Here is a 26,972-nt window from a genome sequence, read left to right as displayed (position 1 = left end):
GCCATGTCAGTATTAATAACCAACACGAACAAGTTCCTTTTGATGGCGATGTTGCTTTTCGCTTTATCGCAGCAGTCGGGTCTGGCCCAAAAGAAAACAATTCCGAAGGCACCTGATAAGAATGAACCGGAGGTCATTGAAAAGCATAAAGTCGGTCTGCTGGCAAAAGCTTTTGGAGACTCGGTTGTAGTACGCTGGGCGCCCGATCGTCCGGATCTTTTCCGTGCCGGGCTGCGCTCGGGTTATTTGCTCACGCGGAAAAGTTTCAACGACGATAATTCTCAAAAAGTAGATTTTCAATTGTTGATCAAGCCCTGGCCTGTTGACATCTGGCTCAAAAACGTATCCAGGAATGACACCCTTGCGGCTGCCTGCGCCCAATTGGTCAACGGCAAAAACACACCGCTCCGGCACGATGAGCAGCTCACGCTGGACAAGATTATGCAGCAGCAAAATCAAACAGACCTGCGAATGACCATGTCGCTGGTCCTTGCCGATGTGAAACCGGTATACGCCCAGGGAATGGCACTCGGTTATGTAGACAAAACAGTGAAAAAAGGTAAACGATATGCCTATTTCCTGAAACCTATGGCCGATCCTGATCTTTTCAAAACTGAAGTAGCTGCAACTTATCTGGTCAATGAAAAGGATTCGGACCCGGATCAAATGCCGCCGGTAAAAGCTATGTCGGGAGAGCACAGCGTGAAGTTGAGCTGGGAAAGGGCACTTGCGGAGAATTCGTTTTCATCCTATTTTTTTGAAAGGTCCGACAATGGAGGAAAGACCTTCCGACGGCTTGGTTCAACGCCGTGGTTCCAACCCATGGAGCAATTAAAGGCACCGGGAATCACCTTCGCGGATTCATTGACCGATAACTACAGAACATATCACTACCGCGTGCTGGGGATAACACCCTTTGGTGAAATAGTTGCTTCTGAAACGGTCAGCGGCATGGGAATTGATCTTACTGCGCCACCGTCGGTTACCCACATGGATGCTAAGTATGCGGGTAAATCGAAGGTGCGTGTGAGCTGGAAGTATGACGATAAGCCAACGGATTTGGCAGGCTTTGTTGTCGGGAAAAGTACTTCTATGGAAGGCCCGTTTACACCTGTGCATCCGCAGCTGCTGGGTGCCAATGCCCGTGAGTTGCTTGATACGACAGGTACCGTCTCATCATCATATTACAAAATTGTAGCGGTGGATACTGCCAGGAATCTGGGGATGGGGCTGCCTGTTTTCTGCATTGTGAGCGACAAGTCCGGGCCGGCCAAACCCACCGGTTTGAAGGGCTATATCGACTCCACGGGCTTTACAAGAATTGTCTGGAAGGCTAATGCCGAAGCGGATCTGTTGGGTTACAAAGTGCTCGCCGCTAACGCCCCCGACCACGTTTTTATATCTGCTGCGCCAGGGTATCTGGCTATTGCAGGCTTCAATGATTCGACGGGATTGAACACGCTCACCCGCCATAAATATTTCCGGGTAGTTGCCTACGATAAAAGCTACAACCCCAGCGAGCCTTCCGAAATACTGACTCTTACCAGACCTGATATTGTCAGACCGGTGGCTCCCACCATCAGCGGATATTTTATCAGCGACAGTGCTGTAACCTTCCATTGGACGCCGAGTGTGAGCACAGATGTTCAGCAGCAGATTCTGATGCGAAGAGGGAAAAGTACGGAATACTGGCATGAAATGGCGAGGCTGAGCAGCAATATATTAATGTACGCAGACACGACCACAAAAGGCGAAACAGACTATGACTACGCGTTGGTGGCCGTGGACAGCTCCGGCCTGAAATCCGAACCGTCATTCCCGCTTCATGTGAAAACACCGAAACAAACCCCTCCCATAATAAAAAAGCTGCGTGCGGCTCAGAATCCCGATCAGACGATCACTGTTTCCTGGGACTATCCATTGTCTAATTGCCGGTTCACGATCTTTCGGGCTGCCGAAGGAAGGGGCTATGAAAGCGTAGACGCCGTTTATGATCGCAGGGAATATCGCGACAAACGTCCCGAAAAGGGGAGTGTTCGCTATGCCGTGCGGGTCATGTTGCAGGACGGGAGCACATCACGTTTATCCGACACCATTGAACTGACTGTGAAATGAAAACGCTCGTAAAAAACTCTTTGCAAATTAAGCCGCTCTTTGTGCTGATGACGCTATTGTTTATCGGTACAAGTGGCTTTTCTCAAACGCCAAAAGCGCTAAGGGCTTTCGTGGTTGATTCCAAGTCGTACGGCGATATAACACTTTCAATGAATGACCTCAACGGCAATACGAACGTCACCATATTTATTGAGAAATCGATAAACGGGGGAGCATTCAGTGTCATTGGGTCATTTATTTCTCAGCCTTCTCAACCGAATCCAACCTATATCGCCGTCGGCCTAAGTGCTTCCACGCCTTATTGTTTTAGGGCCCGGGCCAGAAATTCTGGCGGTGTGTACAGCGAATACTCTCAGGAAGCGTGTGCCACTACCAACGCCCTTCCAGTGCCTTCGGGGCTTACTGCAACGGAGACCGGGCCGAATAATGTCCGGCTGAATTGGTCCGGCTACGGCGGGAAGGACAGCGGTATAAAGGTTGCCATTGAAAGATCGACGGGGGCCGGGGGCGCATTTACCCAAATTGGCACCGCCGAAGGCGAACGTGGAACATTTACCGACAACAGCGGTCTTTCGCCCGCGACCCGGTATTGCTATCGGATCAGAGGAATTTGGGGCGCTGCGGGCAATTCAGATTATTCCAATACGGCATGCGCCACCACCCAACAAACTGCGCCCGCTGCACCGTCGGGCCTGATCGCGCAATCACTTGATCCTACTTTTCAGATCCAGCTGAATTGGATCGACGGTTCTGGCAACGAAACAGGCTTTGTCATCGAACGTGGAACGAATGGGGTCAATTTTAGCCAGATAGCGACGGTAGGAGCCAACGTAACGCAATACAACAACACCGGTCTGCCCGCATCTACACGTTATTACTATCGTGTAAGGGCATTCAACGATGCGGGATCATCGGGTTACACTAACGTGGCCGATGCCACAACGAATCCCGGTCCGCCCGCTGCACCTGGCAATCTGTCAGCAACAACAGTAAGTGACAGTCAGCTCAACCTGAACTGGACGGATAATTCCGGAAATGAAAGTGGTTTTGAAATAGAACGCTCGCAAGATGGAACCAACTTTTCAAAAATAGCCGAAGTAGGGGGAAATACAACCTCTTATTCAAGTGACGGACTTAATGCTAACACACAATATTGGTATCGGATAAGAGCTAAAAACAACGGTGGGAACTCGGCGTATTCCAACGTGGCCAACGCGACAACGAGGGACGTTGCGCCGAATACTCCTCAGAGCCTCTCAGCCACGCCAGTATCCAATACGCAAATTAACCTGAACTGGACAGACAATTCGGGAAATGAAACCGGTTTTGAGGTGGAACGATCGACGGATGGTACTAATTTTTCCAAAATAGCCGATTTGGGGGCCAATACCACAAGCTATCAAAATACCGGCTTGTCGACACTCACACGATATTGGTACAGGGTTCGTGCCAAAAATGCAATAGGAAATTCAGGTTATTCCAACATTGCAGACGTCACTACTTTTGACGTTCCCCCCATTGCTCCTTCCAATCTTACAGCCACAACGGCTTCGGGCAGCCAGATCAACCTGGCCTGGACGGACAACTCCGGAAATGAAACAGGATTTGAAATTGAAAGATCTACTGACGGCACCAACTTTGGAAAAGTAGGCGATGCGGGCGTCAACGCCACGGTATTTCAGGACACGGGCCTCACGCCAAACAAGAAGCATTGGTACAGAGTTCGGTCAAGAAATTCACAAGGAGCCTCTGAACCTACCAATGTGGCCACATCAACCACACATGATGTGGCCCCCGCTGCGCCTCAAAATCTGAGTGCTGCCCCGATCACTAACAAGCAGATTGATCTGAGGTGGACAGATATTACCGGAGCATTCGGTCTCGAAACAAGTTATGAAGTGGAACGCTCTTCGGACGGGACTATTTTTACAAGAATTGCTGATGTGGTTGCCAATGCGACCATCTACCAAAGTATAGGATTGAGCACCCTTACGAAATATTGGTACCGGATCCGGGCCAAAAACGCGATAGGCTATTCGCCCTATTCCAATATCGCCGAGACCACTACTTTTGACGTACCACCTATTTCACCCACAGACCTGACCGCCACAACGGCTTCGAGCAGCCAGATCAACCTGGTGTGGAAGGATAATTCATCTAATGAATCTGCCTTTGATGTGGAAAGATCGACAGACGGCACCAGCTTTTCGAAAGTAGGAGAAGCGGCGGCCAATACAAACGCGTTTCAGAACACAGGACTGACCCCGGCCACAAAGTATTGGTACCGCGTCCGGTCGAGAAACTCACAGGGAGCTTCTGACCCCACCAATGTTGCCACGGCAACAACCAGGGATGTGCTACCCAGCAATCCGTCTAATCTGGTTGCCTCAGTTATTGACTATTTTTCGGTAAAGCTGGATTGGTCCGACAATTCGGGCAATGAAAGAAATTTTACAATTGAGCGATCTACCGACGGAAGCAACTTTGTTTCCGTCGATAGCGTGGGCAGAAATATCTCCAGATTTTCCAATAAGGGCTTGAAAGACGAAACAACCTATTACTTCCGGGTGAGAGCCCTGAATGCCATCGGGTATTCGGGTTACTCCAATGTCGCCGTTGTAACTACACCCAAGGCACCGCTGCCGGCCAAGCCTGAAAACTTAAAAGTAACTGCGATCGACTTTGACCTGGTCCGGCTGACCTGGGATGCCGTTTCCCCCAATACCAAGACAGTAGTAATCGAACGATCCGAAAACCCCGATAAGAACTTTGCCGAAATAGGCCGTACGCCATACCCCGGCCGGGTTTTCGACGACCGCGAAATATTGGACGTCATCGACCACTATTACCGGATCAAGGCCATTAACGACGCGGGGCTATCCCCTTATAGCGACGTAGTAAAATTGTCGGCGAAGGCGATCATAACCGGCACGGAGCCTGCTGCGGAAGGGGATCTGGCATATGTGTATGGCAAAATATTGTATTTGCGACTGGACCGGCCGCGCCTGGGCCGCTTGCTGTTGTATGACATGCGGGGTGTGGTCATCAAGAATGTGAAGCTGTCGCAAACCATGGAAATTGACCTAAAAACCATAGGGCCCGGGATCTATATCGCCGTGATCGACAGTAACCAAAAAGTAATCAGACGAAAATTGCTCATACATTAAACCGTAGCATAACATGAAAATACACATGTACATTATCCTTGTGGCTGTTCTTGCCGCTTGTGAGCCCAAAAAGGTTGAGCCGGCAGATATCAATATTGTATGGAAAGCCAAATCTGTCAAGCAAAATGGCGTGGTGGTTTACACGGAGGGGAGTTCAGGGAGCACCCAGCCAGGCTATGCCCGGTTTCGGCTGGACCTGACCGCCGGTGATCAGGTTAGTTTTACGGATGTGGACGGCCGTAAGCTGGTGGGAGTCTGGTCACTTTCAACCGACAATAACCGGCTCATCCTTGAAAATCTCTCACCACCACCTAGCGAGTCTTCGGGGAATATAGAGTTTTATCTGACAACAGCTCCCACCCGTGAACAGCTCATGCTTAAGCGTACCAATGAAAGCCGCAAAACCGGAAACAGCGTCAACGAATATGAACTGGTGCCCGAGTAAAAATGAGCAGCCGGATGAGTGGAACCAAAAATGGGATGTGTCTTTTGCGGACACATCCCAATTAAAAAAAGAGATTCATACGATGCTCCCCGGTCAAAATTCAATGGAACACTCGTTAATTACCGGTTTTTTAGCGCCCTGACCAGTCTGGATCAGCTTTACATTATTCATGACGATCTTCCTGTTTTTGACAGTGACCGTATAACTTCCATCCGGGTCAAAAGTAAGGCCGTCTACACCTACTTCGACTTCCTCTTTTATCTCATCGATACTAAAATCCCTTACATTGAATGTGCCTCCTTTCTCGGCTTCTTCCTTACTTCCAAAATGTACCTGGATCAGTTTATAGGGGTTATCCTGCTGGCAGGAGACGGAATACATGCCGCCGATTGTAAGGATACTTGTTGTTCCTTTATAGCTTACTCCGTCAATTTTAAATGTTCCTATCTTTTCGGCTTCTTCCTGCCCTATATCGGTTTCTTTTTTTGAACATGCAGACGACAATGTAAGCAAAAGGCACAATGTGGCTATCGAACGAATACTGTTAACTGTTTTCATGATCGTAGAAAATTTGGGATAATGATTGAATTCTTAATTGCAGCTTGTTTCGCGGCATAACCAAAACTAGTTGCCTGAATGCCCAAATTTTCAAAATAATCGATGAATGAACGTCCGAAATCGACGAACGTCCTGGCAACAGAAATGTGGTTAAAAGTGGAGGGATTTTCCTGCTTGCACACTTTGCACCCGAAATTACGATGACCAGCCGCTCAGTTTGTAAAAGCCAGATTAACCCTCGTTGAATCTCGTTCAGGATTTTCGAAACTAACCGTGACGCCGATTTTATGCGAAAGTTCATCAACCAGTTTCAATCCCAGACCGGAGAGCCCCTGATTGGTGCTTGCAAGGACCTGTGCGTATTGGTCAGAGGTGAATTCCCCCCCTGTATTACCGATGGTCAGAAGAATCCCTGTCTCTCGGTTCACACAGCGGACATCAATTACCCCACCGTCGGGAGACGACTTTATCGCATTTTGCAGCAAATTTCTGATGATGGTCTGCAGATAATAGGGGTCGGCTTTAACCCACACCGGGTTGGAAATTTCATTGTTGATGGTGATCCTCCTGGCTTCAATGTTGAGCTGAACCAGTTGCATAGCCTGTTCGGTCGTATCTTTTAAATCGACCGTTTGAATATCGGTTTTAAATTGGCTCATCTGGCTTTTCGACCAAAGCAGGAGTTCTTCCATGGTCTCTAATAGTGAGCCTGTTGCGCTCTGGATCTTATTGCTAAGTTCAGCCCTTTGAACATCATTTAATAGCTGCGGATTGCGTTGTTGTAATTTCAGGAATTGATACACCTGGCTGATGGGGGAGCGGAGGTCATGACTGATAATGCCAAAGAGTTTCGCCTTGGTTTGATTGGCCTCTTCCAGCTCGTTGTTAAGTTTGGTGAGCGCTTCATTCTTTTTATCCAGCAAATCGGCCGTACGTTTTTTGTTACGATAGTTGATAATCAATAAAATAGCGACCAGAGAAATAAGCAGGAGTCCTACGCCCAGCCACAGACGTTGCCTTTTGCCATAAGAAAGCTCGACATTTTGATTGTCGATTCTGAGTTGTTTCTCCTTGTTTTGAAAGCGTGCTTCCATTTCAGCCAGGTTCAGTGAAATCTTGCTGCTTGTCAGGGAATCGGAAAGTGAAACATATTTGTTGTGGTAGGCGGCTGCGTCTGACGGGTTTCCAGCAAGCATTTCGACCGTCGTCAATGACTTCAGCAATTCCAGGTATTGCTCTTTGTTGTATAGAGCCGAGCCGTGTTCGGACATTTTATAGTACCTGGATGCATTTTTGTAGTCCTTCAAATCCCTGTAATAATCGCCATAGTACAGATTGACGCTAGAGGTCATGATCTCCTTATTATCTTTTTTTGCCTGAGCATCGGCTTTGTCCAGGTACATTTTAGCCAGGCCATACTGTTTGTCTTCCAATGCCATCGAAGCCATCGTCAGGCTGGAAGATATCAGCTGAGACCAGTTTCCGTTTGTTTTTGCCGCTGTTTCATGCAAAAGATTGTAATACCTGAGCGCCTCCGTCTTATTTTTCAAGAGTGCGTAACATCTCACAAATTTGCCGTAAGCGGTTATGTCACTAATTAGTGATAAACCCAAAACAGGCTTTGCCTCATTCAGGTATTGCAAGGCTTTTTCAGGTTGTTTCAAAAAAAGATAGATTTCAGCTACCATCATGAGCCGGGCACCATAATCGGCCTTTAGCTTAACGATCTTTGTGGTATCTGCGGTCGGTCTGTAGGTATCGACGCTTTTTAGAAAATAATCAAGTGCAATCCCGTAATAGAACTTTAGTTGCTGGTTGTACAGGCCCAAATTATAGAAAGCATCCGCTTTCACTTTCGGGTCTGAAACTGATTCGACCGCATTCTTTAGTTTCTCGGCTGCTTCATCGGCTTCCTTAGTCAATCCCATATAATAATTGATTGAAATCAGGTGACCGAGCGGTTTCAAACTTTTGTCGTTCATTCCACCTTTTACGGCGACAGCGTATGACTGTTCAAACTGTTCCTTCGCTGATTTGAAATCCTGCTTGTAATAATATCCCGTCCCAATGGCCTGGTGAAACGCATATGTATATTCGTATTCCTTTTCACCGGCTATTTTCAGTCCTTCCCTGCCTTCCTTGATCAGGAGATCGAGACTCTCAGGTTTTCCGGAAAATGCCGCCAAAATTCCTTCACATTTCAGCTTCTTTTCTTCAAGCAGTTTAATGTGGTCGTTTTCCTGTGCATGACTCCGAAGAGAGATAATTAGCGTAAAAAACAGAATGATGAGTTTCATAAGTTTAATGTTCATGAGAGGGGAGAGCCGCTGGAAATCGTCTTATTGGTCGGATTTGAGTTTGGAGATGACGGGACGGTAGGTTTTGCCTATCGGAATAATGGTATTGTTGCAAAGTACCTCTGATTGCTTGAACTCCCTGATATGGCGGATAGCGACACCATAGCTGCGATGCACCCGTATGAAACGATCCGAAGGGAGCATATCCATAAAATAGGACAGCGAGGACAGGGTCATGTAACTTTTCTCCACAGTGACGATCTTAGTATAGTCTTGCATCGCTTCCAGGTATACAATATCGCGCTGGGCCAGCTTGATGTGCCTGTACCCATCTTTGATCGTGAGTATATCCTGTTCAAACAATACCTCGTATGCGCGTGCTTTGTACTTCATCTCCCGGAATTCCCTGATCCGCCTGACCGTCATGCTTAAACGGTCTTCCGTTAAGGGTTTGAGGATGTAGTCCAATGCGGATAGTTCAAAGCCTTCGAGCGCGAACTCAGGGTGCGAGGTGATGAAAATGGCAATGGGTACTATGCTCCTGATTTTGCGGAATAGGTCCAGGCCGTCGATTTGGGGCATTTCAATATCCAGGAACACCACGTCAGGTATGATGTACTTACAGGCTTCGTAGGCTTCAACGACATTGGTGTATGTTCCACAATTCTGCAAAAACGGGAAATCTTTGGTCAGTTCTGAAATGGCCAGCAGATCCAGCGAATCGTCGTCAACGGCGATGAAACGGATAGGTGAAAAAGGGTCTGGGTTCATGCGAATGCAATTAAAATCAATTTGGCTTGTAGCAGAAGCGGCGCGGCTCTGTCTTTAGCTAAGACAACAGAGCGATGGGAAATCCACGAATTTCAGGTTATCTCCACCTTGAGTATAACTCTGCATTCCGCAAACGCACAGCTTTGCCCGATTGTTAATGTACAGACATTTTAAGGAAATTAATGGTGGCCGTACATATTGTTGACTTTTCTTTAGCGTAAGGTTGAAAACAATGCCAGGAGAAGGCAATAGCTACTTCTTGCAAAAGGGGGATACCTTGAATATGACCTCCGGGTAGACGAGACAGCTGAAAACCAGAGATTTTCGGTGGCAAAAACAGGTCAAAATTGTAATTTGTCCTTACGAAAAAGCCCGCGGCGTCCGCGAAATTCACGGAGGATTAGTTGGGTGGCCGATGCCATCGCTTTTTCGCTTAGGTAGTCTGAGACAGGTACACGCGTCGAGCAGATCTGCCTGCAGTTGGGAGTCTCACAGGCAACTTTTTTAACTGGAGTGCGCTATGAACTTTTAATTGGGAACAATTTAAAAGGTGCTGCGTAGAAGATGGAAGTGGGTATTCCGGAATCGGCCCATAGGAGCTGGTTCAAACGATCTATGCGGTCCTTACAGACCATAGCAGAGTAGAAAACCTTTCAGAGATTTTGTTCATGGCCTATTGGGCAATGGGCCATTCAATTTCGATGGCCACGTTCACCACTCCGATTTTGCAGGAAAATGCGCTGTCCGCGCTATCAAAGATCGTGTTCGCTGATAAAGCTTGGATATTTTCCTTCCGCGGGGTAGTAATAGAAGGCAAAGAGTAGTTTGCTTCCTGCCGGAACCTGATTTCGGCTGGTATCATTCCCAAACCGGTCGCTTACCCAACGGGACTCTTTCAAAATTGCAATCAACTTATTATCCAAGTCCGGATAGAATCCCGTGATTGTACTTACAGAATCGACCTGCAAATTGCTGGTGAAAGTAATTTCAAAAATGGCAAAGCTCCTTGTTAACATCTCGCCCTGGAAAGCTTTGAGCTTTTCGGCAAGGGCAACGCCATACCACGTTCTGTTGGTCGTTACAATGCCCCTTTGCTGCAAGAAATTCAACATTTCCAATTCACGTTTTTCGTCGCCGCGCCTTAATTTGCTCAGTACCACGTAACCGGAGCATGAATCGAAAATATATCGTCCATCATCGCTTTTCTGGGCGTAAACGAGCATTTCTGTACCCTTTTCAAAGAAAATGTCGCAAGATGTTCTACGCTTCCCGTCACTGCTACCCATGATGGATATAGCGTTTGCGAGATTACCTTTAAAGAGTTGATGGATGACAATGCTGGATTGATAGTGCAGTGCTGAACCTTGATTGGGAAAAGTTTCTGTGATCGTTACCCTGGCAACAAAGTCAGATTGAATATATTTCTCCATAAACTTGGGTTCCGAGCAAGAACAACAGGTTCCCTTCAATGAAACCGCGAGGCCTATTAAAAACAGAAAATACTTCATTGCAACATTGACGGACTTAATGGAGCTAACGGTAGTCTTACAAATATATAAATAAATTATATATTAACTTGCAGTGTGCATCAGTTGAAGGGAGATAGATTTTACGCTACCGCTCACGGCTGCATGTGCGATGCGAGAATCATCGCTTTTCGTAGTGTATGGTAAAAATCCTGTCCAAGTTCAGGCTCTTTACCATCGCGTGATACCCCGCTCAAATCGATAAAATCAATGGGCTTATTGGCATGGCAATGGATTTGGAACAGAAAATAAACAGAAACCATTAGTCAGGGTGGGCTTTTTCAGATTCGCGGTTCGTACACATGTTGGATTCCTGTTTATTTGTAGTAAAAAACCAGCATGCAACTCGACATTCATCATCAAACTATCCTGAATTACCTGACCCTGACCGATAAACCCATCTTTCTAACCGGAAGGGCCGGGACGGGTAAGACCACTTTTCTTCAACATATCCGCCTCAACCTGGCCAAAGAAATGGTTGTCGTCGCCCCGACGGCCGTAGCTGCCATTAATGCTGGCGGCGTTACAATACATTCTTTTTTCCAGGTTCCCCTGGGCCCTTTAATGCCCGGTGTGCGCGGAAAGCGCCAACCGCAGCCTGCGATCCGGTCGGTGAACCCGGAAAAGGAAAAAATGCTTAGGCGGATGCAACTTCTGATCATCGATGAGGTTAGTATGGTGCGGGCAGATATGCTGGATTACATAGACGAGCTGCTTCGGCTCGTGAGAGCATCGGCAAGGCCCTTCGGAGGAGTTCAACTACTGATGATAGGCGATCCGTATCAGCTGCCACCGGTCACCAACAAGGACTGGGATATATTGAGCTCCGTCTATAAAAGTCCGTATTTCTTTGATAGCCTGGTTTGGGGCTCTTCGGGCTTTCTGACCTTTGAGTTGTCGCGTGTCTACCGTCAGAGTGATCCGGTGTTTATTGACATCCTCAACAGCGTCAGGGATGGTAAGGTTACAGAAAACACGCTTGCTGCGCTTAATGCGCGGTACATTTCCCAACCGGATTCCGAACTATCCCAGTATGTTACGCTTTCTACCCATAACGATAAGGTCAAAGAGATTAACCAGCAGCGGCTCGACGCGCTGCAGGCTCCCGAACATCTTTTCAGCGCGACTATTTCCGCCGATTTTCCTTCGGAAGCATATCCGGCAGAAAAGGAGCTCATCCTGAAAGAAGGGGCGCACGTGATGTTTATTAAAAATGACAGCTCGGGAAAGAAGCAATACTACAACGGGCGGGCAGCGCGGGTCTCGCGCATTGAGAACGGGCGTGTCCATGTCGTCTTTTTCGATGACGGGACCGACTTTATAGTAGGCCCGGAAATCTGGCAGAATGTAAAGTACGCGTTGTCTGAAGCGGAGGGAAAGATCAGTGAATCCAGCGCGGGGACATTCTCTCAGTTGCCGCTGAGGCTGGCCTGGGCCGTAACCATTCATAAAAGTCAGGGTCTCACCTTCGAGAAGCTGGTGGTCGATGTGCGCACCGCATTTGCGGCGGGCCAGGTTTACGTGGCCCTGAGCCGGTGCCGGTCGCTGGATGGACTCGTGTTGCTCGGGCCTGTCAGCGCGGCCAGCGTGATGGTGGCCTCTGCCGTGAAAGCTTTTATGCAAAATGCCTCGATCAATGCTTACGATAGTTCGGGCCTGGCTGCTTTGCGGCACGACAGCCTCCGGGAAGCGGTGCTCGATTTGTTTGATTTTACAATGCTGGCAGACTGCTGGGAGTCGGTGTTTGGGTTTATCAGGGAACATGATGTGCTCAATGGGATTGTCCAGCAGAGGACTGACGCTGTGTCGAAGCTGATCAACATTGACTTGATAAAGGTCTCGGTCAGCTTTCGCAGACAAGAGTTGTTGGCACTCCTGGATTCTTCTGAGGGGCGGAGCTCGGAAGTTTTGCCTGAAAGGCTTGCAAAGGCTATGGGCTATTTCTTTTCCAAGCTCAACGACGCTGTGCGCGAAATAGGGGAGTTGCTCTCGCAATGTGATCAGCGCGCCCTGGATCCGGACTTTCATTTATCCGCGGCAAGACTAAGGTATTACATAGGGCTGAAGGCAGGAATCTTTTTAAGGTTGTCTGAGGCCACGAATCTGGAAGAGCTTGTTTTGAAGGCAGCAAAGGCGCTAAGCGATTATCAATCGGACAAAAGCGAGACCCAACCACAGATAAGCAGCAAAAAGCAACCGATAGTCGACGCGACACTTTTCGATAAATTACTTGAATGGCGGGCCACTATTGCTCAGCAGCGAGACGTACAACCATATACGATCGTCTCGGATACCGCCTTGACGCAAGTGGTCCAGAAAATGCCAGGTACATTAACTCAATTATCTCAAATCAAAAATTTCGGTCCGGCCAAGGCATCAGATTTCGGACCGGATATTATCCGTATTATCCTGGCAAATAATGGGACGAGTCAACTTTTTTAGAGTGTGTCAAACATGGATAGATTGGTAAAACTCAATGTCTGGATAGTGTTTTTTATGCTATTAATTCCTATCGTGGCGGGGGGGATTTGTGCGGACCAATTCATGAAATCATTGTGGTACATAATCTACTATGTGATTTTTTACGGGTACCATCTTTTTACGTTTGAAATCTGCGCAGAAAAGAACGAGTCAGGGAACCAGGTCGCTTTTTACTTTTCAACGCTGTTTTTGCTGATTTTTTTCGGCTCACTTTCCATAGTGCTGCAACCAGGTACGGAAGTTGCGATTACGGGTGCGCCAGGCTACCTTTTAGTTATGATCTTTGCGAGCTCATTCTCATACAATCTGTACAGGGTTAGCGGTGCTCAAATCACGTACTCGCTTGGAGAGAAGCACCTTGACACATGGCATTATTTTTATCACGTGGTTTGTTTCATGGTGCTGCCGCTAGGTATCTGGGTTTTGTATCCGCGACTTCAAGAGGAATATAAAAGGGAGAGGCTGAGAAACTATCAGGAATGAGAGAAAATTGCATTCTGCTTCCGACGGCGTTTGGCGCTCGAATTCATCTCGCGAATGCATTTTAAACTGTTCTGTGAAATTGATAAAGGTAGGCGCTGTCCGAGCCACAGTCACGTAAACAGAGATCTACAAGCTTTTGTGTTTATCTCCCCAGATTTCAAGGTGTTTGATAATGGGTTTCAGGTCATAACCAATGGGTGTAAGCTCATATTCTACACGGGGTGGAATTTCTGCATACACAGTCCGCGTAACGATTTTGTTTTCCTCCAACTTTCGCAGCTGTAATGTAAGCATACGCTCGGTGATGCCTGGCATTAGTTTCTTCAACTGCCCAAATCTAAGCTTCCCATTAATCAACCAGGAAACAATGGCGAGCGACCATTGCCCGCCAATAATGTTGGCAGCATAGACTTCCGAACACTCATCGCTTAACGCCTGTTTGTTAGCGAAGTTGGTTGAGCTCACTTTGACTTTTGACATTACTTACATTATTTATAGTACCCTACATTTGGTAGCTAATTTACGGAAATCAGGGTAACCGCTCTAATTTTGGTGGAAACAAACATGCGTAGTTTAATGAAAACCTTAGTTATTGTTATCCATCCGGATATTAAAAATTCGGCTATCAATAGAAAGTGGGTCGACACGTTAAGCAGGTTCCCCAACAAGTATACGGTCCATCAATTGCATGCGGTATATCCTGACGAAAAGCTGGACGTTGCAGCCGAGCAGAAACTGATTGAAGCGCATGACAAGGTCGTATTCCAATTTCCCTTTTATTGGTTCAACTGCCCGCCCCTGTTAAAAAAATGGTTGGATGAAGTGATGACCTACGGTTGGGCGTACGGCCGTCGGAGTGGATACAAGATGGCAGGGAAGAAAATTGCCTTGGCAATGTCTTTGGGCGTTGATGAACATGAATATAGTCCTTCGGCGCAGTACAAATACACGGTAGAAGAACTCACGCGGCCTTTCGAGCTAAGTTTTGAATACGTCAAAGCGGACTACCGACCATTTTTTGCCTACTACGGTATCGAACTCAATTCTTCTGACGAATGGATTGAAAGAAGTATTCCGCAGTATCTTGACTTTCTGGATGCCTTGTAACGCAGATTTCCTAGGCACTTGATAAATTAAGATTGACAAACGGGAAATGAACACACGCCTGCCCGCGACATATATCGAGCCGACCATCTTTCCTATCGCCTCAGGACCATTTTTATACCGGAAAACTGATGGCTTCCGTACTTTTTCTACTTCGGATCAGCGGTGAAATATGAAAATGTTTTTGGCACGTCTGATTTTGCCAGGGCTTCCAAGTAAGAACCAACTGTGTCTTTTTTACCCATTTATACTTTTACTTATAAAACAGTTCGTTCGCGCCGAACCAACGCCGAGTAATCGGCTTTATCAATTACTCAAGAAGCTATTCATGTAGGCCAAAATCGTTGGCGTCTGCATCATAACACTGCGATGTCCTTGCGAAGGCAAAATGGCTAACTGCGATTTCGGCATGGTACCAAAATCAGCAGTTATTCCTCCGCCTAATAATTGATATGTTTTCATCAATTCGATTTTGTTCAGCCCATCATTGTCGCCGGATATAATCAGTACGGGAGCAGCAATTTTCGCAACATTGGAGTCTCCAAGGTCGAAGGGTGTCGCAGCGGAAGCAAACATCAGCTCTAAGAATTTTGTCCATTTTGTTTTATCAGGTGCCACGGCATCGTATGCCTGTTTCATAGGGCTATTGTCGAACAATTCGGGCTTCAATGCTTTAAACGCGTTGGTTACTTCGGGCAGCCAACCTGCACTTTTATAAGTACACGAAATGAGCACCAGTCTTCTTAGTCGTTTGGGGCTTTGGATAGCAAACTGATAAGCCACGGCGCCGCCAAAACTGAAACCGGCTACATCGGCGCTGTCGATTTTCAAGTGATCCATTACTCCTTCCACATCACTGGCCAAATTGGCATGTGATAACTTTCTATCTGAAAACGGTGTGTGGCCATGACCTTGTAACTCAACGGCAATGATTTTTCTCGCCTTTGACAATTCAGGGATTAACTGTCCCCAGTTCATATCAATCGTAAAATAAGCGCCGTGTAGTAAAATAATAGGGCTGCCTTCGCCATACACTTCATAATAAACGTCGATACCATTTACTGGTGCATAGCCACTGTCAGAAGGTTTGATACTCTGTGCGGTTGATTGAGATGCTGTTGTCATGACGGTTGCGATTAGTAGGAATTTAAGGACATCGGATGTTTTGAATTGATATCCAAAATACCGTTCAGAATTGGTTTGAGTCTTGTTGATGTAGACAATGCAAAGGTGAAATTTAGTCCGACATTTGAACCTGTGCAAATGCGACAATTTAGAGGGTAAATACCGCCAAAATGGGTGTGTTGTGTACGCATCACCCATTTGATTTGGCACTGATCCATTACTAGTTGAAAGTGCCATTTAGAAGCTGCAATAAGCAAAAAAAGGTGCACGTAAGTGTACCTCCGTGATCCCGCTGGGAATATTTATCGCCTAACTATCTCAAAGACAGCATTCTATCAAACCTTATTTCCCAGGTTACTAGATGGAGTGATCGACTTTATCATAATTTGATCGATTTCTAAACCCAGAGTTACGATTTTGTTGTCTGTCATCAAGACCTGTCGAGAGGTAAAACCTCAACGATTCCGGCACGAGAAATTAAACGTGTTTCGAGGTGTCATTATTAGCAAACAACGCGCATGGCAGAAGAGCCAGTTTTAGCGATCTTAAATTGAAATGAGTTCACTGAGTGTCTGATTTGAACAGGACTATCGTAAAGGAGTTGACTTATGCTAATACAATTCAGTATATTGCGAGTGAGGAAGATTCGAATGTAAATTAAATCAAACAGCAGGCATGAGTTCGATGGCCAAAATGAGTCAAAGTCAAATTCGATGATTTTTGTCGGTGTTTATGATCTTTGGTCTTTTGGTATCGCTCGGCAGTGTCGAATCTGCTTCTCCGCGTTTTTTTGCTCAAAAAGTTGAAATGCCTGTTACCTCAAAGAAGACAGGCCTATTATCAGCGTATAAGGTTATACGGAAACGAGAGACAAGCAAACTTATCCGGTTTCGTAATCTCCCTCAATCTGTAATGTTAAAGGCGCTTTCCAGCTTGTTAGATCGGAAGTCGAGGATGCCTTTGCTGAAATATATTTCCTTGCCAACGTTCGTCAGATTTCTTCCTGTTAAAATCATTCCATCTAACTCCGATTGCTCGGCCCTTATTTAAAAGAATTTTGACGTCCATGGAATAGCCTTTTAGCCACTTTTTAGATTGGCTGAGGTTAATCCATTGTGCATAATTTTGCGGTACTCTGCAAAAAAAAACAAATGGGCCTGGAAGCTTAAGTATCCTTTTCATCGGCTTGCTCTACAATGAAATAATACTCAGCTTGCTGATTTCGCTGGCTATTTCAAATGAGTAGTTCGCGATGATTCTTACTGCTCGTGCCCCACCAGACCCTTTTTCAACTCCTTTGTTCCACATGCATAATCCAATAACCATATGTTTAAGGGCGTATTATTAATTGCATTAAGAAGTTATTTTCGAAACCGGATTTCTGTACTCATCAATATTCTCGCTTTGGGTCTGGCGATCTCTTGTTGTATTGGTGGATTTTTCAATTGGAAATTCAAACACGACTGGGACAAAAGTCATGTAAATGGTGAAAGAATATACCGAATTCAATTTCGTTCGGTTGAGGTTGGTGATACTGTCGAATACGGCGTTGCTCCTGCGGCCTTGGCTAAGGAAATAGACATGTCCATAGGCGGAGTGCGCAATGTAGTGCGTTATTTTCCTTCCGCTGAGAAAATTAAAATCGGACAAAATATCTTCAAGTCTAACTTTGCATATGTTGACTCTGCTTTTTTTGATCTGTTTACTTTTCCCATATTACGAGGCACAGCATCAGATTTACGGGACAAGAATAAAATATTCATTTCGGAGGAAGCTGCCAAGCGGTACTTTAACACCATTGAGGTAGTCGGGCGAAGGATTTTTCTAGCTTCCGACGCGTCGATCACTTCTTTCTCTGTTGCGGGAGTATTCGCTACTCAACCTCTTAATTCAAGTTTTTCCATTGATGCAATTACCCTTTACAGCAATTTGAAGGAGGTGTCTCCTGACGTACCCGACAAGCTGTCCGGCTGGGAGCGTTGGAATACTGTATTCCTGGAAATAGACAATTCGACGCTGACGCCTTATGTTGAAAAGCAACTGAAGAGATTCGTTTCAATCCAGAACAAAGTCCGCCACGGCCCAATGGTCTCGAGCTTCTACCTTCAGAAATTCAACGAGATGGCTAATAAGTCCGCCGTCAGGCCTGGCGTGCGCTGGCAGCAGTTGAGGTACGGCATTCCGGATGAGGCTGTTTTAGTCCCAAATGTAACCGCATTCTTACTACTGTTACTTGCGTGCTTCAATTTTACAAACACGTCCATTTCAATAGCAGGTACTCGTGTGAGAGAAATCGGCGTCAGAAAGGTTCTGGGCGCAGGTAAACGGCAAATTCGCTTACAATTTTTCATTGAGAACCTTGGGTTGTGCGCGGTTGCATTATTGGTTGGTTTGGCATTTGCGGAATTGATTGTGCCAGCATATAATAGCTTGTGGCCGTTTTTGAAGTTAGAGATCCGGTATTTCGGCGATCTGTATTTTCTCGCGTTTCTTACGCTGCTACTAGTTCTCTCTGCATTAATTTCTGGTAGTTATCCGGCTCTATACATTGCCTCATTCGAGCCGCTTGCCATCTTGAAGGGAAAGGCTGGTCTGCGAGCTAACGGATGGTTTAGTCGGTTACTTCTGGGGTCGATATTTATGTTATCTGTTCTGGGGATTGTATTCGCCGTAGCCTTTTACGGAAACTCAAAATTTCAGGCGGACTATGATTTGGGGTATTCAACTACTGGGGTTCTAAGCATTTCTTTGGACAAACCCGGCGATTTTGCGGTCTTCAAAAATGCAATGACTGGTAGGGTGGGTGTCGAAAAGATCGCGGGAACTAAAGATCATGTATCCAAAGATGTCCATGCTCAAAATGCGAGATACGGGGACATAGAGAAGTTGGTCGAAGAGATCGCCGTAGGTGAGGACTATCTGGAGGCGCTCGGTATGAAGATCAAGGAAGGACGAGGCTTTGCTACTGGTTCCCATACCGATCAGGTCGGCTCCATTTTAGTGACGGAGGAGTTTGTAAGGCAGTTTGGTTGGAGAGATAGTGCCGTTGGTAAGAGGGTTGTTTTGGGGGATAGCTTTGGGCCGCTTATTATAGGCGTCTTGGGGGACATCTATCCCCATTCTGTTTTCGAGGCGGTAAAGCCTTTGGTTGTGCGATTTGCACCACCCGATGCGTATAAATATGCTATACTGCGTGGCAACCCATCAGCGATGTCGCGCGTGGAGAAGTCCGCAAAAGAGCAATGGCAAAAGAGCTTCCCTGGAAAGTTGTTTGATATTGAATCTATTGATGTCGTAAGGGAGTCTACAAACAGGGTGAATTTAAACGGGGTCAAAATTGTGGGATTGCTTGCCGTGTTCTCCCTTCTGATCTCTCTGGCTGGCCTGTATACGATGGCAACGCTCAATATCGCCAGACGCACAAAGGAAATTGGCATTCGGAGAATATTGGGTGCAAGTAGGGGGAATATTATTAAAATCGTAAACTATGATTTTTTTTACCTCTTGACAATCGCCGGAGTTGCCGGTGGAAGTGCGGGTTACTTTCTAGTTGATATGGTAATGAAGACAATGTGGCAGTACTATCTCAGCATTTCAATCGTAACCGTAGCAGTGTGCCTAACTTCCTTACTCGCAATTGGGTTTGGCGTCTTAATTTCTAAGGCACTTGTCGCGTCCTCAAACAATCCAGTTAATTCTATCAAAACGTCATGATCCCGATGGGAACATTTATCGCTTAACTGTCTCATAAACGGCAATCTTTCCGGCTTTAATTTCCAGATTACCGGATAGGTTGCCAGATGAAATGATCAGTTTTGAATAAACTTGACCGATTTTCTATTTCGAAATCACAATTTTGTGCCTGCGTCTCCAACAATGTTGATGTCGTACGTCTATAAACCCGACTCATTCTTCTCAAATTTTTGGTCTGGTGATTTTAATCGCTTTTGTTTGAGGATTATTTCGATAACTCAATGAAAGTTAACCGTTTCGCTGCTGCTATGCATGCCCTGGTATGGGTATTGCTCTTGGTTGTACCCTATGTGCCAACCGACCAGGTTTTCAGCGCGCTAGACCCCTCTTCGGATAGGATTTACCTTCTGCTATGCCTTACGCTTAGTTCTTTACTACTGATTACATTTTACATCAACTACTTTTGGCTGATGCCCAGGTACCTGCTCGCGAAGCGGTACTCAGTGTATTTTTCGACGTTGTTGCTGGCCATCGGAGCGGCTGGCGTTCTTTTTGCTTTGACCCTTCAACTTTCTGATTTTAATGCCATTCTATCCCTGAGGGTTAATCCGGCCATTGAGAAGATTATCCCCGTCATCATTGTGAATGCGTTGCTGCTATGGTCGCTTTCCATTGTGTTATCTACTTTGTGGACAATCTATAACAGGCTGAGACAGACTGAAAGTGAAAAACTATCCGCCCAGATTGCGTCGCTCAAATCGCAGATCAATCCTCATTTTCTTTTCAATACATTGAACAACATCTACGCGATCGCGATAGACAGCTCGCCAAAAGCGGCGGATATGGTGGACAAACTGTCTGAAATGATGCGCTATACCATGAAAGAAACCCAGCAGGATTTGGTGCCACTGGAAGATGAAATCAATTATATCAACAACTATATCGAATTGCAAAAACTCCGGCTGGACCGAAGTGTAAGGCTCGACTATGATTGTCTGGACGACATTCCTGCTTTCAGGATCGCTCCGATGCTGCTGATCCCGTTCGTTGAAAACGCCTTCAAGCACGGCGTAAACTCGGAACAAAAGAGTAGGATCAGGATTGGAATGCAGATTAATAATACGGAATTTCAGCTGAGTGTGGTTAACAATAAAGTGAACGTTCAGCGGGACATTTCCGAACGGAGCGGATTGGGAATTGAGAATACAAGGCATCGGTTGAATCTGATATACCCATCGCGGCATTTGTTGATTATTCATGACAATGAAAAGGAGTTTATCGTATCCCTACACATTAATCTGCAATGATAAACGCCATTGCCATAGACGACGAGCCGCTGGCTTTGAATGTGATTAAATCGCTGTGTGCGAAACATGAGCGCGTCAATTTGCAAAAAACTTTTACGCAGCCCAGCGAGGCGCTGCGCTATTTGCATAAATTCCCGGTCGACCTGATTTTCTGCGATATCCAGATGCCTTCGATGACTGGAATAAGCCTGGTCAAATTGTTGCGGCAAAATACGATGGTTATTTTCACCACCGCATTTAGCGAATATGCCGTAACCAGTTATGAATTGAATGCGATTGATTATTTGTTGAAGCCGATCAACCAGAGGCGTTTTGCACAAGCGATTGCAAAGGCAGTTGATTACTTCGATTATATTCACAAAAAGGACGATAGCGCGGATAAAAACATATTTATCCGCTCCGATTTCAGTTTGGTAAAAGTGCCTGTGTCCGATATTCTTTATATTGAAGGATTGGCCGACTATTTGAGAATATACATCAAGAACAGAAAGCCGATCGTGGCGCGCATGCCTATGAAGGACATGATGGAGAAGCTTAATTCCAAAGACTTTATACGCGTACACCGCAGTTACATTCTGCCGTTCTCCAAAATTGAAGCTGTGCGCGGTGGGACGATCTACATTGCCGGGCAGGAGTTCCCGATCGGGCGCACGTACGCCGACGATTTTTTCAGCAGGTATAATGGCTGATAATGCCGCATTCTTCGCGTAAATCCCACTCTTCTTCTCATTAATTTTCACTGGCTTGCTTTCGATCACACATTTGTATCGCTGTCGGTTCGCGACACAAAAAACGATCAAAAAATAGCTGTATTCATGATGTTTAAGAAAGTGGTTTTAACAAGTCTCTTGCTACTGTTTTTGTCAACGTTGCTGTCGGCACAATCCAGGTACACGGTAAGCGGGACGGTCAAGCAGAAATCTTCAGGCGAAATGCTGATCGGTGTAACCGTGGTGGTAGCCCAGCAGCCCACCATAGGGGTGATCACCAATGAGTATGGCTTTTATTCAATTTCGCTTCCGAAGGGAAGCTACACGCTACGGTTTTCTTATGTGGGATACCAGCAGCAAACGGTGGCTGTCAACTTGGAAGCCAACGCTAAGGTAAACGTGGAGCTATCGGACGATATCAGTTTGCAGGAGGTGGTGGTGACCTCAAAAAAGGACGACGATAATCTCACACAGGCGGTAATGGGCACCGAGACGCTGAATATGAAAACAGCTGCCAAGATTCCGGTCGTGTTCGGGGAAAAGGACCTGGTGAAGACCATCCAGCTGATGCCGGGTGTGAAATCCAATGGTGAAGGGTCGAACGGCTTTTCGGTTCGGGGGGGCGCCACCGACCAGAACCTGATCCTGCTCGACGAGGCGCCGGTGTATAATGCGTCGCATTTGCTGGGCATATTCAGCACGTTCAACAGTGACGCGATCAAGGATGCGACGATCATCAAAGGCAATAGTCCTGCACAATTCGGCGGACGGCTGTCCTCGGTGCTGGATGTAAAAATGAAGGAAGGGAATAACAAGAACTATCAGGTGAGTGGTGGTATCGGACTGATCAGCAGTCGGTTGACGATCGAGGGGCCAATTCAGAAAAGTAAGTCGTCTTTCATGATCTCCGGCAGGAGAACCTACGCGGACTTGTTCGCCAGGCTTTCTTCGGACCTGAAAGATACGAAGCTGTATTTCTATGACCTGAATATGAAGGCCAACCTGGAAATCAACGACAAAAACAGGCTATTCTTCTCGGGCTATTTCGGTAAGGATGTACTGGGCATTTCGACTTTGTTCTCAAGCAAATGGGGGAATTCTACCGGTACGCTCCGGTGGAACAGCGTGATCAACAGCAAGCTGTTTTCGAATACATCCTTCATTTACAGTAATTATGATTTCAATGTAGGTTTCGAAAGCGATGGCGCTGAAACCAATTTTAATTCGCATATCAAGGACCTGAATCTCAAACAGGATTTTACTTACTTCGCCAATGTGAAGAATAACATTCGCTTTGGGTTCAATGTCATACACCACACCATTACGCCTACGAAAGCCGGCGGTACTGACATTGTTAGTAACAAAAAAGACCGGAAAGGTTTGGAGAATGCGGTATATGTGGCCAACTCTTACAAAGCGACGGAGCGGCTGAGCCTTGACTATGGCCTGCGCTTCTCATTCTACAACGTGCTGGGGGGCGACACGTATAATATATACCGGAACAACGAACTGGCCAATTCCATTACCCTGGCTGATGGAAAAGTAGGCAAGACCTACACCAACTGGGAGCCGAGGTTTTCGGCTAATTACCGGTTGAATGATGTTTCGAGCATCAAAGCGGGCTACGCCCGCAATACGCAAAGCCTGCACTTGATGAGCAATTCCACCGGCGGCAGTCCTACTGACCAGTGGATCGGCAACAGTTACAATATCAAACCAGGTGTGGCCGATCAGGTCAGTGTCGGATACAGCAGGAATTTCAATGACAATGCCTATGAGCTTAATGCAGAGACTTATTACAAATCGATGAGAAACCAGATCGATTACCGCGATGGGGCAGATATTAATACGGTGCCCGATATCGAAAGCGAACTGCTCTTCGGAAAGGGCCGGGCTTATGGTTTGGAAATACTGTTAAAAAAGAAAACCGGAAAACTGACGGGATGGGTCGGCTACACGCTTTCGAAAACCGAGCGGCAGATCGACGGAATCAATAACGGCGCATGGTATAATGCCAAGCACGACCGGACACACGATTTATCGGTCGTCGGCATTTACACGCTTTCGGAGAAATGGACGTTGTCAGGCACTTTCATTTACAATACGGGCAACGCGGTCACTTTCCCGACCGGTAAATATGTGCTCAACGATATGATCATGTACCAATACGGCAATCGGAACGCCGATCGCATGCCGGCCACGCACCGGCTCGATCTGAGTGCCACCTTTGAACGACCGTCGAGGAGAAAGTTTCAGGGCTCATGGAACTTCGGCTTATACAACGTTTACGGACGCAAGAATCCATACCTGATGACCTTCAAGGAGAACAAGACCAAACCTGAGAAAATCGACGCCGTTCAGACATCGCTGTTTCAATGGGTTCCCAGTATTTCCTACAATTTCAAATTCTAAAACATGAAAAATATCCTCAATATAATGGCCGTCGTCTTTTTACTGACGGGCTGCGAAAAGGTCGTGGAACTGGATTACAAGGGAAACCAATCGCGGATCGTGATTGAAGCCAATATCAGCAATGGGCAAGGGCCTTACATCGTCAAAATTCGCAAGTCGATGGCGCTCACTGAAACGGGTTCTTACCCAGCGATCGATAATGCAGTGGTGGTTATAAGCGACAATGCCGGTAATACCGACACGCTCATCGCGCAAGGTAACGGCATTTATCATACCCGAAAGTTGCGGGGAACAGAGGGCAGGACTTACTCGATGACAGTAACCGCCGAAAGCCAGATCTACACCGCGCAGAGCACCATGCCGGACCGCGTTACATTCGACGGCATTAAAGTGGAAGAGGTCTTGTTCGGGGGTGAAACCGAGTTCAATATTATTCCCGAATATCTGGATCCGGTGCAAAGAGGCAATAATTACCGCTTCGAGCTATCGACGAACGACAAGCTGATGAACCAACATTTCGTGCAGAGCGATGAAGTGAAAAATGGCGTGAAGAATACCGCGCGTCTTGAACTGAGTGACGACGACCTGAAATTGAAGCGCGGGGATTTAGTCACCCTGAAAATGCAATGTGTCGACGCGAAGGTCGCACTCTATTATAAAACCCTGGCATTAATCGGAGATAGCGGCCCTGGTGGAGGCATAACGCCCAATAACCCACCGAGTAATATTTCCAACGGGGCATTAGGCGTATTTTCGGTCCATACAAGCGAAACAAAAAGCGTAACCATACCTTAAAGTCCCGGAAACAGTCTTCTGGATGGTAATTTATAGTGAGTGAATGGAATATGTCACAGATTCCCGGGACCGTTTTTCAGTCCTGATTAGGTCGATAGATGGATGTTTGAATGGCTAAGTTAATTAACTGAACTGCCGGTAATGCAAATACCTCTTGTGAATCACAGGATCGTATTTTATTTAAACCTACTTGTCCATTATAATGCTAACACGATGCTTCTAGTTGAAAAAAATAAGAATGAGGCTGGTGCACACTCAACTTGCAAGGCTTTAATTTCCAGATTCATCAGGATTATTTGGAACCACGGACGACTGGACAGACTGGAAAATTTTCTCCATGAAGATTTTATCGACTATTCAATTCCGGTCAAATCCTTGCAGAACCGGACGGGTACCCGGCTCCATTTGAAAAAACTCGGGTCGATATTCTCTCATAAAACAATCGTGAACAGCATTATTGAATGCGAAGACCTGGTTATTTGCGACTTTACTCTTCACTGGCGGCATGACAAAACAGAAGGCAGCTTTTCAGGTCTGAGAATTTTTCGGTTGAAATCTGGAAAGATATTACACCATTGGGAGGTGATCTATTAGTTGGTAAGCTTATGGTCGCAACAATGACTCTACCACGGCAGCAGTTACGTTCGGAGCGTCAGTGGTTGTAACAGGAATTGCGATCTATGGGATCGCCAGCTACACTTTGGACATAGGCGATACACTGGGTAAAAATATCGGAAGGAAATCAGATTTTTCGAAGCCATAATTATTATTAGATGAGCGAACAGGTAATATTGAACTACTACAGTCTCTCCGCATGGCTGGCTGGGTCAAAAAAACAGGAACTATATAAAAATGGAACAATATTTATGCCAGGCAGTTTTTTGTGGAAACATCTGCCGTTGTTATAATTATATCCTGTTTGCCGTTTAAAGTTGATGGGTACCTTTTGGTCACAGTGATTTTATCATCAGGTCACTATATATTTTATGGTGATTTTAGGAAGGCAGTGTTTGAAAGAACTGACAAGCTGGAAATCCATTATAGGTTCTTAGAAATGGACGGCGAAGCTATGAGGAAGAAGGCAATTTATGCCCTTTTGTATAAATGTATTAAGCTGTCAGGCAAGATCAGATGATCGCCAGCAACAGCGGTGAATTTTTTTTCAATAGGTTAGGATAGATCATATCAGTAGTTTAATGATGTCTGGTAAGGTTCTAGCGCGATGAAAGGCGCTTTAACGGATCCCAGAACGGAAGCAATGAGAAGCCTATCTGAATGTAAGGCATGGCAGGTGTTTTGTTTTTGATCACGTACTCGCTCTGTTTGCCGTCCACTTTGATCAGTTTGGAGCGGATTGTTGTATTTAATCCGCCCGACAAGCTTACAACCGCTTTTTTGGTAAGCCTGTGCTTATGAGAGCAGCATCCTCAATGCGCGCAGACCTGATAGAATCCATCATTTTTTGTTTCATAACGGCCACCATCTTTTCGCGGGCAGTGTCAGGTTGTTGCCCATAAGCGTAGCCACAACCAGTTAATAATAGTACCAGCAAGGTGATTTTGCTTGTCATCGTTATTTTAAGATTAATTTTCGGGTGTTTTTTGCTCTGGCTGGCCCTGCTGTTTCTTCACCCTTCATTGCTTGTGTTAGGTGAGGTGGCTCCGAAAATCGGCACACATTTTTGCACAACATGATGCAAAATGAAAGACCCCAAATCGGTAAAAACTCGCAAAAGCTACGATGCTGAGTTCAAACAGGAAATGACCAGAATGCTGGCTTCCGGCAGGAGCGCCAAGGAAATCTCGGAGGCGTTTGGAATTGCCGAGAATCTTCTCTATCGTTGGAAGAGAATGGCAACAAAAAAGACAAAATCGAATAGCGAAGCAGATCGCAACGACAAAGCAGCGAAACTGGCTGCGGAAGTTGCTAAACTACGGGCTGAAAATGAACGCCTAAAAACCGACCGCGAAATCCTAAAAAAAG

At 46.2% G+C, this 26,972-nt stretch carries 21 protein-coding genes; 13 read left to right on the top strand and 8 right to left on the bottom strand.

The features are described 5' to 3' along the window. Positions 1–3: 3 nt before the first annotated feature. From BP71_RS37225 to BP71_RS37215, 3 genes are read left to right on the top strand one after another with little or no spacing between them, the layout of a single operon-like run. A complete protein-coding gene (locus BP71_RS37225; RefSeq protein WP_496386895.1) occupies positions 4–2,115 on the top strand; it encodes a fibronectin type III domain-containing protein in 2,112 nt (703 codons plus the stop codon). Then, entirely contained in the window at positions 2,112–5,282 is a 3,171-nt protein-coding gene (locus tag BP71_RS37220) for a fibronectin type III domain-containing protein (RefSeq protein ID WP_496386894.1), read from the top strand. The genes BP71_RS37225 and BP71_RS37220 overlap by 4 nt, the downstream gene beginning before the upstream one ends. 13 nt (positions 5,283–5,295) lie before the next feature. Further along, complete coding sequence (locus tag BP71_RS37215; RefSeq protein ID WP_496386892.1) at positions 5,296–5,727, top strand: hypothetical protein; 432 nt, start codon at positions 5,296–5,298, stop codon at positions 5,725–5,727. Positions 5,728–5,820: 93 nt separating this feature from the next. Here BP71_RS37215 and BP71_RS37210 read toward each other — a convergent pair whose 3' ends face one another. The 4 genes from BP71_RS37210 to BP71_RS37195 all read right to left on the bottom strand — a co-directional run bounded on the left by BP71_RS37210 (position 5,821) and on the right by BP71_RS37195 (position 10,783). Further along, entirely contained in the window at positions 5,821–6,285 is a 465-nt protein-coding gene (locus tag BP71_RS37210) for a hypothetical protein (protein ID WP_496386890.1), read from the bottom strand. 212 nt (positions 6,286–6,497) lie between these two features. Then, entirely contained in the window at positions 6,498–8,582 is a 2,085-nt protein-coding gene (locus BP71_RS37205; RefSeq protein ID WP_496386888.1) for a tetratricopeptide repeat-containing sensor histidine kinase, read from the bottom strand. Between the two features lie 42 nt (positions 8,583–8,624). After that, positions 8,625–9,353: a LytR/AlgR family response regulator transcription factor gene (locus BP71_RS37200; RefSeq protein ID WP_496386886.1), complete on the bottom strand. Its 729-nt coding sequence runs from the start codon at positions 9,351–9,353 to the stop codon at positions 8,625–8,627. Between the two features lie 752 nt (positions 9,354–10,105). Next, positions 10,106–10,783 (bottom strand): hypothetical protein, encoded by a 678-nt coding sequence (locus BP71_RS37195; protein WP_496386884.1) that lies wholly within the window; start codon positions 10,781–10,783, stop codon positions 10,106–10,108. 435 nt (positions 10,784–11,218) lie between these two features. Here BP71_RS37195 and BP71_RS37190 point away from each other — a divergent pair, with 435 nt between their 5' ends. Both BP71_RS37190 and BP71_RS37185 read left to right on the top strand, forming a co-directional pair. Further along, the gene (locus BP71_RS37190; RefSeq protein ID WP_496386882.1) at positions 11,219–13,321 is read left to right on the top strand and encodes an HRDC domain-containing protein; all 2,103 of its coding nucleotides are present in this window, start codon (positions 11,219–11,221) and stop codon (positions 13,319–13,321) included. Between the two features lie 102 nt (positions 13,322–13,423). Next, a complete protein-coding gene (locus tag BP71_RS37185; RefSeq protein ID WP_496386880.1) occupies positions 13,424–13,843 on the top strand; it encodes a hypothetical protein in 420 nt (139 codons plus the stop codon). Between the two features lie 126 nt (positions 13,844–13,969). Here BP71_RS37185 and BP71_RS37180 read toward each other — a convergent pair whose 3' ends face one another. Continuing rightward, a complete protein-coding gene (locus BP71_RS37180; protein ID WP_496386878.1) occupies positions 13,970–14,323 on the bottom strand; it encodes a winged helix-turn-helix transcriptional regulator in 354 nt (117 codons plus the stop codon). A 96-nt stretch (positions 14,324–14,419) separates the two neighbouring features. On the opposite strand from BP71_RS37180, the gene BP71_RS37175 reads away from it, so the two are divergent. Continuing rightward, positions 14,420–14,950 carry an NAD(P)H-dependent oxidoreductase gene (locus BP71_RS37175; RefSeq protein ID WP_496386876.1) on the top strand — a complete coding sequence of 177 codons (531 nt, stop codon included), beginning with the start codon at positions 14,420–14,422 and terminating at the stop codon, positions 14,948–14,950. Between the two features lie 303 nt (positions 14,951–15,253). Here the strand turns inward: BP71_RS37175 and BP71_RS37170 are convergent, their stop codons facing one another. Next, on the bottom strand, positions 15,254–16,072 hold the full coding sequence (locus tag BP71_RS37170) for an alpha/beta fold hydrolase (RefSeq protein ID WP_496386874.1): 819 nt from the start codon (positions 16,070–16,072) through the stop codon (positions 15,254–15,256). A gap of 1,326 nt (positions 16,073–17,398) precedes the next feature. On the opposite strand from BP71_RS37170, the gene BP71_RS37165 reads away from it, so the two are divergent. The 6 genes from BP71_RS37165 to BP71_RS37140 all read left to right on the top strand — a co-directional run bounded on the left by BP71_RS37165 (position 17,399) and on the right by BP71_RS37140 (position 25,583). Beyond that, complete coding sequence (locus BP71_RS37165; protein WP_496386872.1) at positions 17,399–19,786, top strand: ABC transporter permease; 2,388 nt, start codon at positions 17,399–17,401, stop codon at positions 19,784–19,786. Positions 19,787–20,046: 260 nt separating this feature from the next. Further along, positions 20,047–21,072 (top strand): sensor histidine kinase, encoded by a 1,026-nt coding sequence (locus tag BP71_RS37160; RefSeq protein WP_496386870.1) that lies wholly within the window; start codon positions 20,047–20,049, stop codon positions 21,070–21,072. Beyond that, positions 21,069–21,761, top strand: a complete 693-nt coding sequence (locus BP71_RS37155) for a LytR/AlgR family response regulator transcription factor (RefSeq protein ID WP_496386868.1) — start codon at positions 21,069–21,071, stop codon at positions 21,759–21,761. The genes BP71_RS37160 and BP71_RS37155 overlap by 4 nt, the downstream gene beginning before the upstream one ends. A gap of 126 nt (positions 21,762–21,887) precedes the next feature. Beyond that, positions 21,888–24,194, top strand: a complete 2,307-nt coding sequence (locus tag BP71_RS37150) for a TonB-dependent receptor (protein WP_496386866.1) — start codon at positions 21,888–21,890, stop codon at positions 24,192–24,194. A gap of 3 nt (positions 24,195–24,197) precedes the next feature. After that, positions 24,198–24,989, top strand: coding sequence for a DUF4249 family protein (locus tag BP71_RS37145; RefSeq protein WP_496386865.1), 792 nt, complete (start codon positions 24,198–24,200; stop codon positions 24,987–24,989). 141 nt (positions 24,990–25,130) lie between these two features. Continuing rightward, on the top strand, positions 25,131–25,583 hold the full coding sequence (locus BP71_RS37140; RefSeq protein WP_496386863.1) for an ester cyclase: 453 nt from the start codon (positions 25,131–25,133) through the stop codon (positions 25,581–25,583). Between the two features lie 620 nt (positions 25,584–26,203). Here BP71_RS37140 and BP71_RS37135 read toward each other — a convergent pair. Both BP71_RS37135 and BP71_RS37130 read right to left on the bottom strand, forming a co-directional pair. After that, positions 26,204–26,368, bottom strand: a complete 165-nt coding sequence (locus tag BP71_RS37135; protein ID WP_496386861.1) for a hypothetical protein — start codon at positions 26,366–26,368, stop codon at positions 26,204–26,206. Positions 26,369–26,370: 2 nt separating this feature from the next. Next, complete coding sequence (locus tag BP71_RS37130) at positions 26,371–26,559, bottom strand: hypothetical protein (protein ID WP_496386859.1); 189 nt, start codon at positions 26,557–26,559, stop codon at positions 26,371–26,373. Between the two features lie 130 nt (positions 26,560–26,689). On the opposite strand from BP71_RS37130, the gene BP71_RS37125 reads away from it, so the two are divergent. Continuing rightward, the coding region (locus BP71_RS37125) for a transposase (protein WP_496386857.1) at positions 26,690–26,972 on the top strand (283 nt) is incomplete at its 3' end.

The organism is Dyadobacter ginsengisoli DSM 21015 (genome assembly GCF_059568735.1).
This window is presented reverse-complemented; position numbering and strand designations above follow the sequence as displayed.

Coding starts and splice junctions, on each gene's coding strand:
- BP71_RS37200 (WP_496386886.1), bottom strand. CDS start 9,353: ATGAACCCAGACCCTTTTTCACCTATCCGTTTCATCGCCGTTGACGAC.
- BP71_RS37220 (WP_496386894.1), top strand. CDS start 2,112: ATGAAAACGCTCGTAAAAAACTCTTTGCAAATTAAGCCGCTCTTTGTG.
- BP71_RS37185 (WP_496386880.1), top strand. CDS start 13,424: ATGAAATCATTGTGGTACATAATCTACTATGTGATTTTTTACGGGTAC.
- BP71_RS37215 (WP_496386892.1), top strand. CDS start 5,296: ATGAAAATACACATGTACATTATCCTTGTGGCTGTTCTTGCCGCTTGT.
- BP71_RS37130 (WP_496386859.1), bottom strand. CDS start 26,559: ATGACAAGCAAAATCACCTTGCTGGTACTATTATTAACTGGTTGTGGC.
- BP71_RS37225 (WP_496386895.1), top strand. CDS start 4: ATGTCAGTATTAATAACCAACACGAACAAGTTCCTTTTGATGGCGATG.
- BP71_RS37145 (WP_496386865.1), top strand. CDS start 24,198: ATGAAAAATATCCTCAATATAATGGCCGTCGTCTTTTTACTGACGGGC.
- BP71_RS37170 (WP_496386874.1), bottom strand. CDS start 16,072: ATGACAACAGCATCTCAATCAACCGCACAGAGTATCAAACCTTCTGAC.
- BP71_RS37160 (WP_496386870.1), top strand. CDS start 20,047: ATGAAAGTTAACCGTTTCGCTGCTGCTATGCATGCCCTGGTATGGGTA.
- BP71_RS37155 (WP_496386868.1), top strand. CDS start 21,069: ATGATAAACGCCATTGCCATAGACGACGAGCCGCTGGCTTTGAATGTG.
- BP71_RS37210 (WP_496386890.1), bottom strand. CDS start 6,285: ATGAAAACAGTTAACAGTATTCGTTCGATAGCCACATTGTGCCTTTTG.
- BP71_RS37175 (WP_496386876.1), top strand. CDS start 14,420: ATGAAAACCTTAGTTATTGTTATCCATCCGGATATTAAAAATTCGGCT.
- BP71_RS37195 (WP_496386884.1), bottom strand. CDS start 10,783: ATGGAGAAATATATTCAATCTGACTTTGTTGCCAGGGTAACGATCACA.
- BP71_RS37180 (WP_496386878.1), bottom strand. CDS start 14,323: ATGTCAAAAGTCAAAGTGAGCTCAACCAACTTCGCTAACAAACAGGCG.
- BP71_RS37140 (WP_496386863.1), top strand. CDS start 25,131: ATGCAAATACCTCTTGTGAATCACAGGATCGTATTTTATTTAAACCTA.
- BP71_RS37165 (WP_496386872.1), top strand. CDS start 17,399: ATGTTTAAGGGCGTATTATTAATTGCATTAAGAAGTTATTTTCGAAAC.
- BP71_RS37205 (WP_496386888.1), bottom strand. CDS start 8,582: ATGAAACTCATCATTCTGTTTTTTACGCTAATTATCTCTCTTCGGAGT.
- BP71_RS37190 (WP_496386882.1), top strand. CDS start 11,219: ATGCAACTCGACATTCATCATCAAACTATCCTGAATTACCTGACCCTG.
- BP71_RS37150 (WP_496386866.1), top strand. CDS start 21,888: ATGATGTTTAAGAAAGTGGTTTTAACAAGTCTCTTGCTACTGTTTTTG.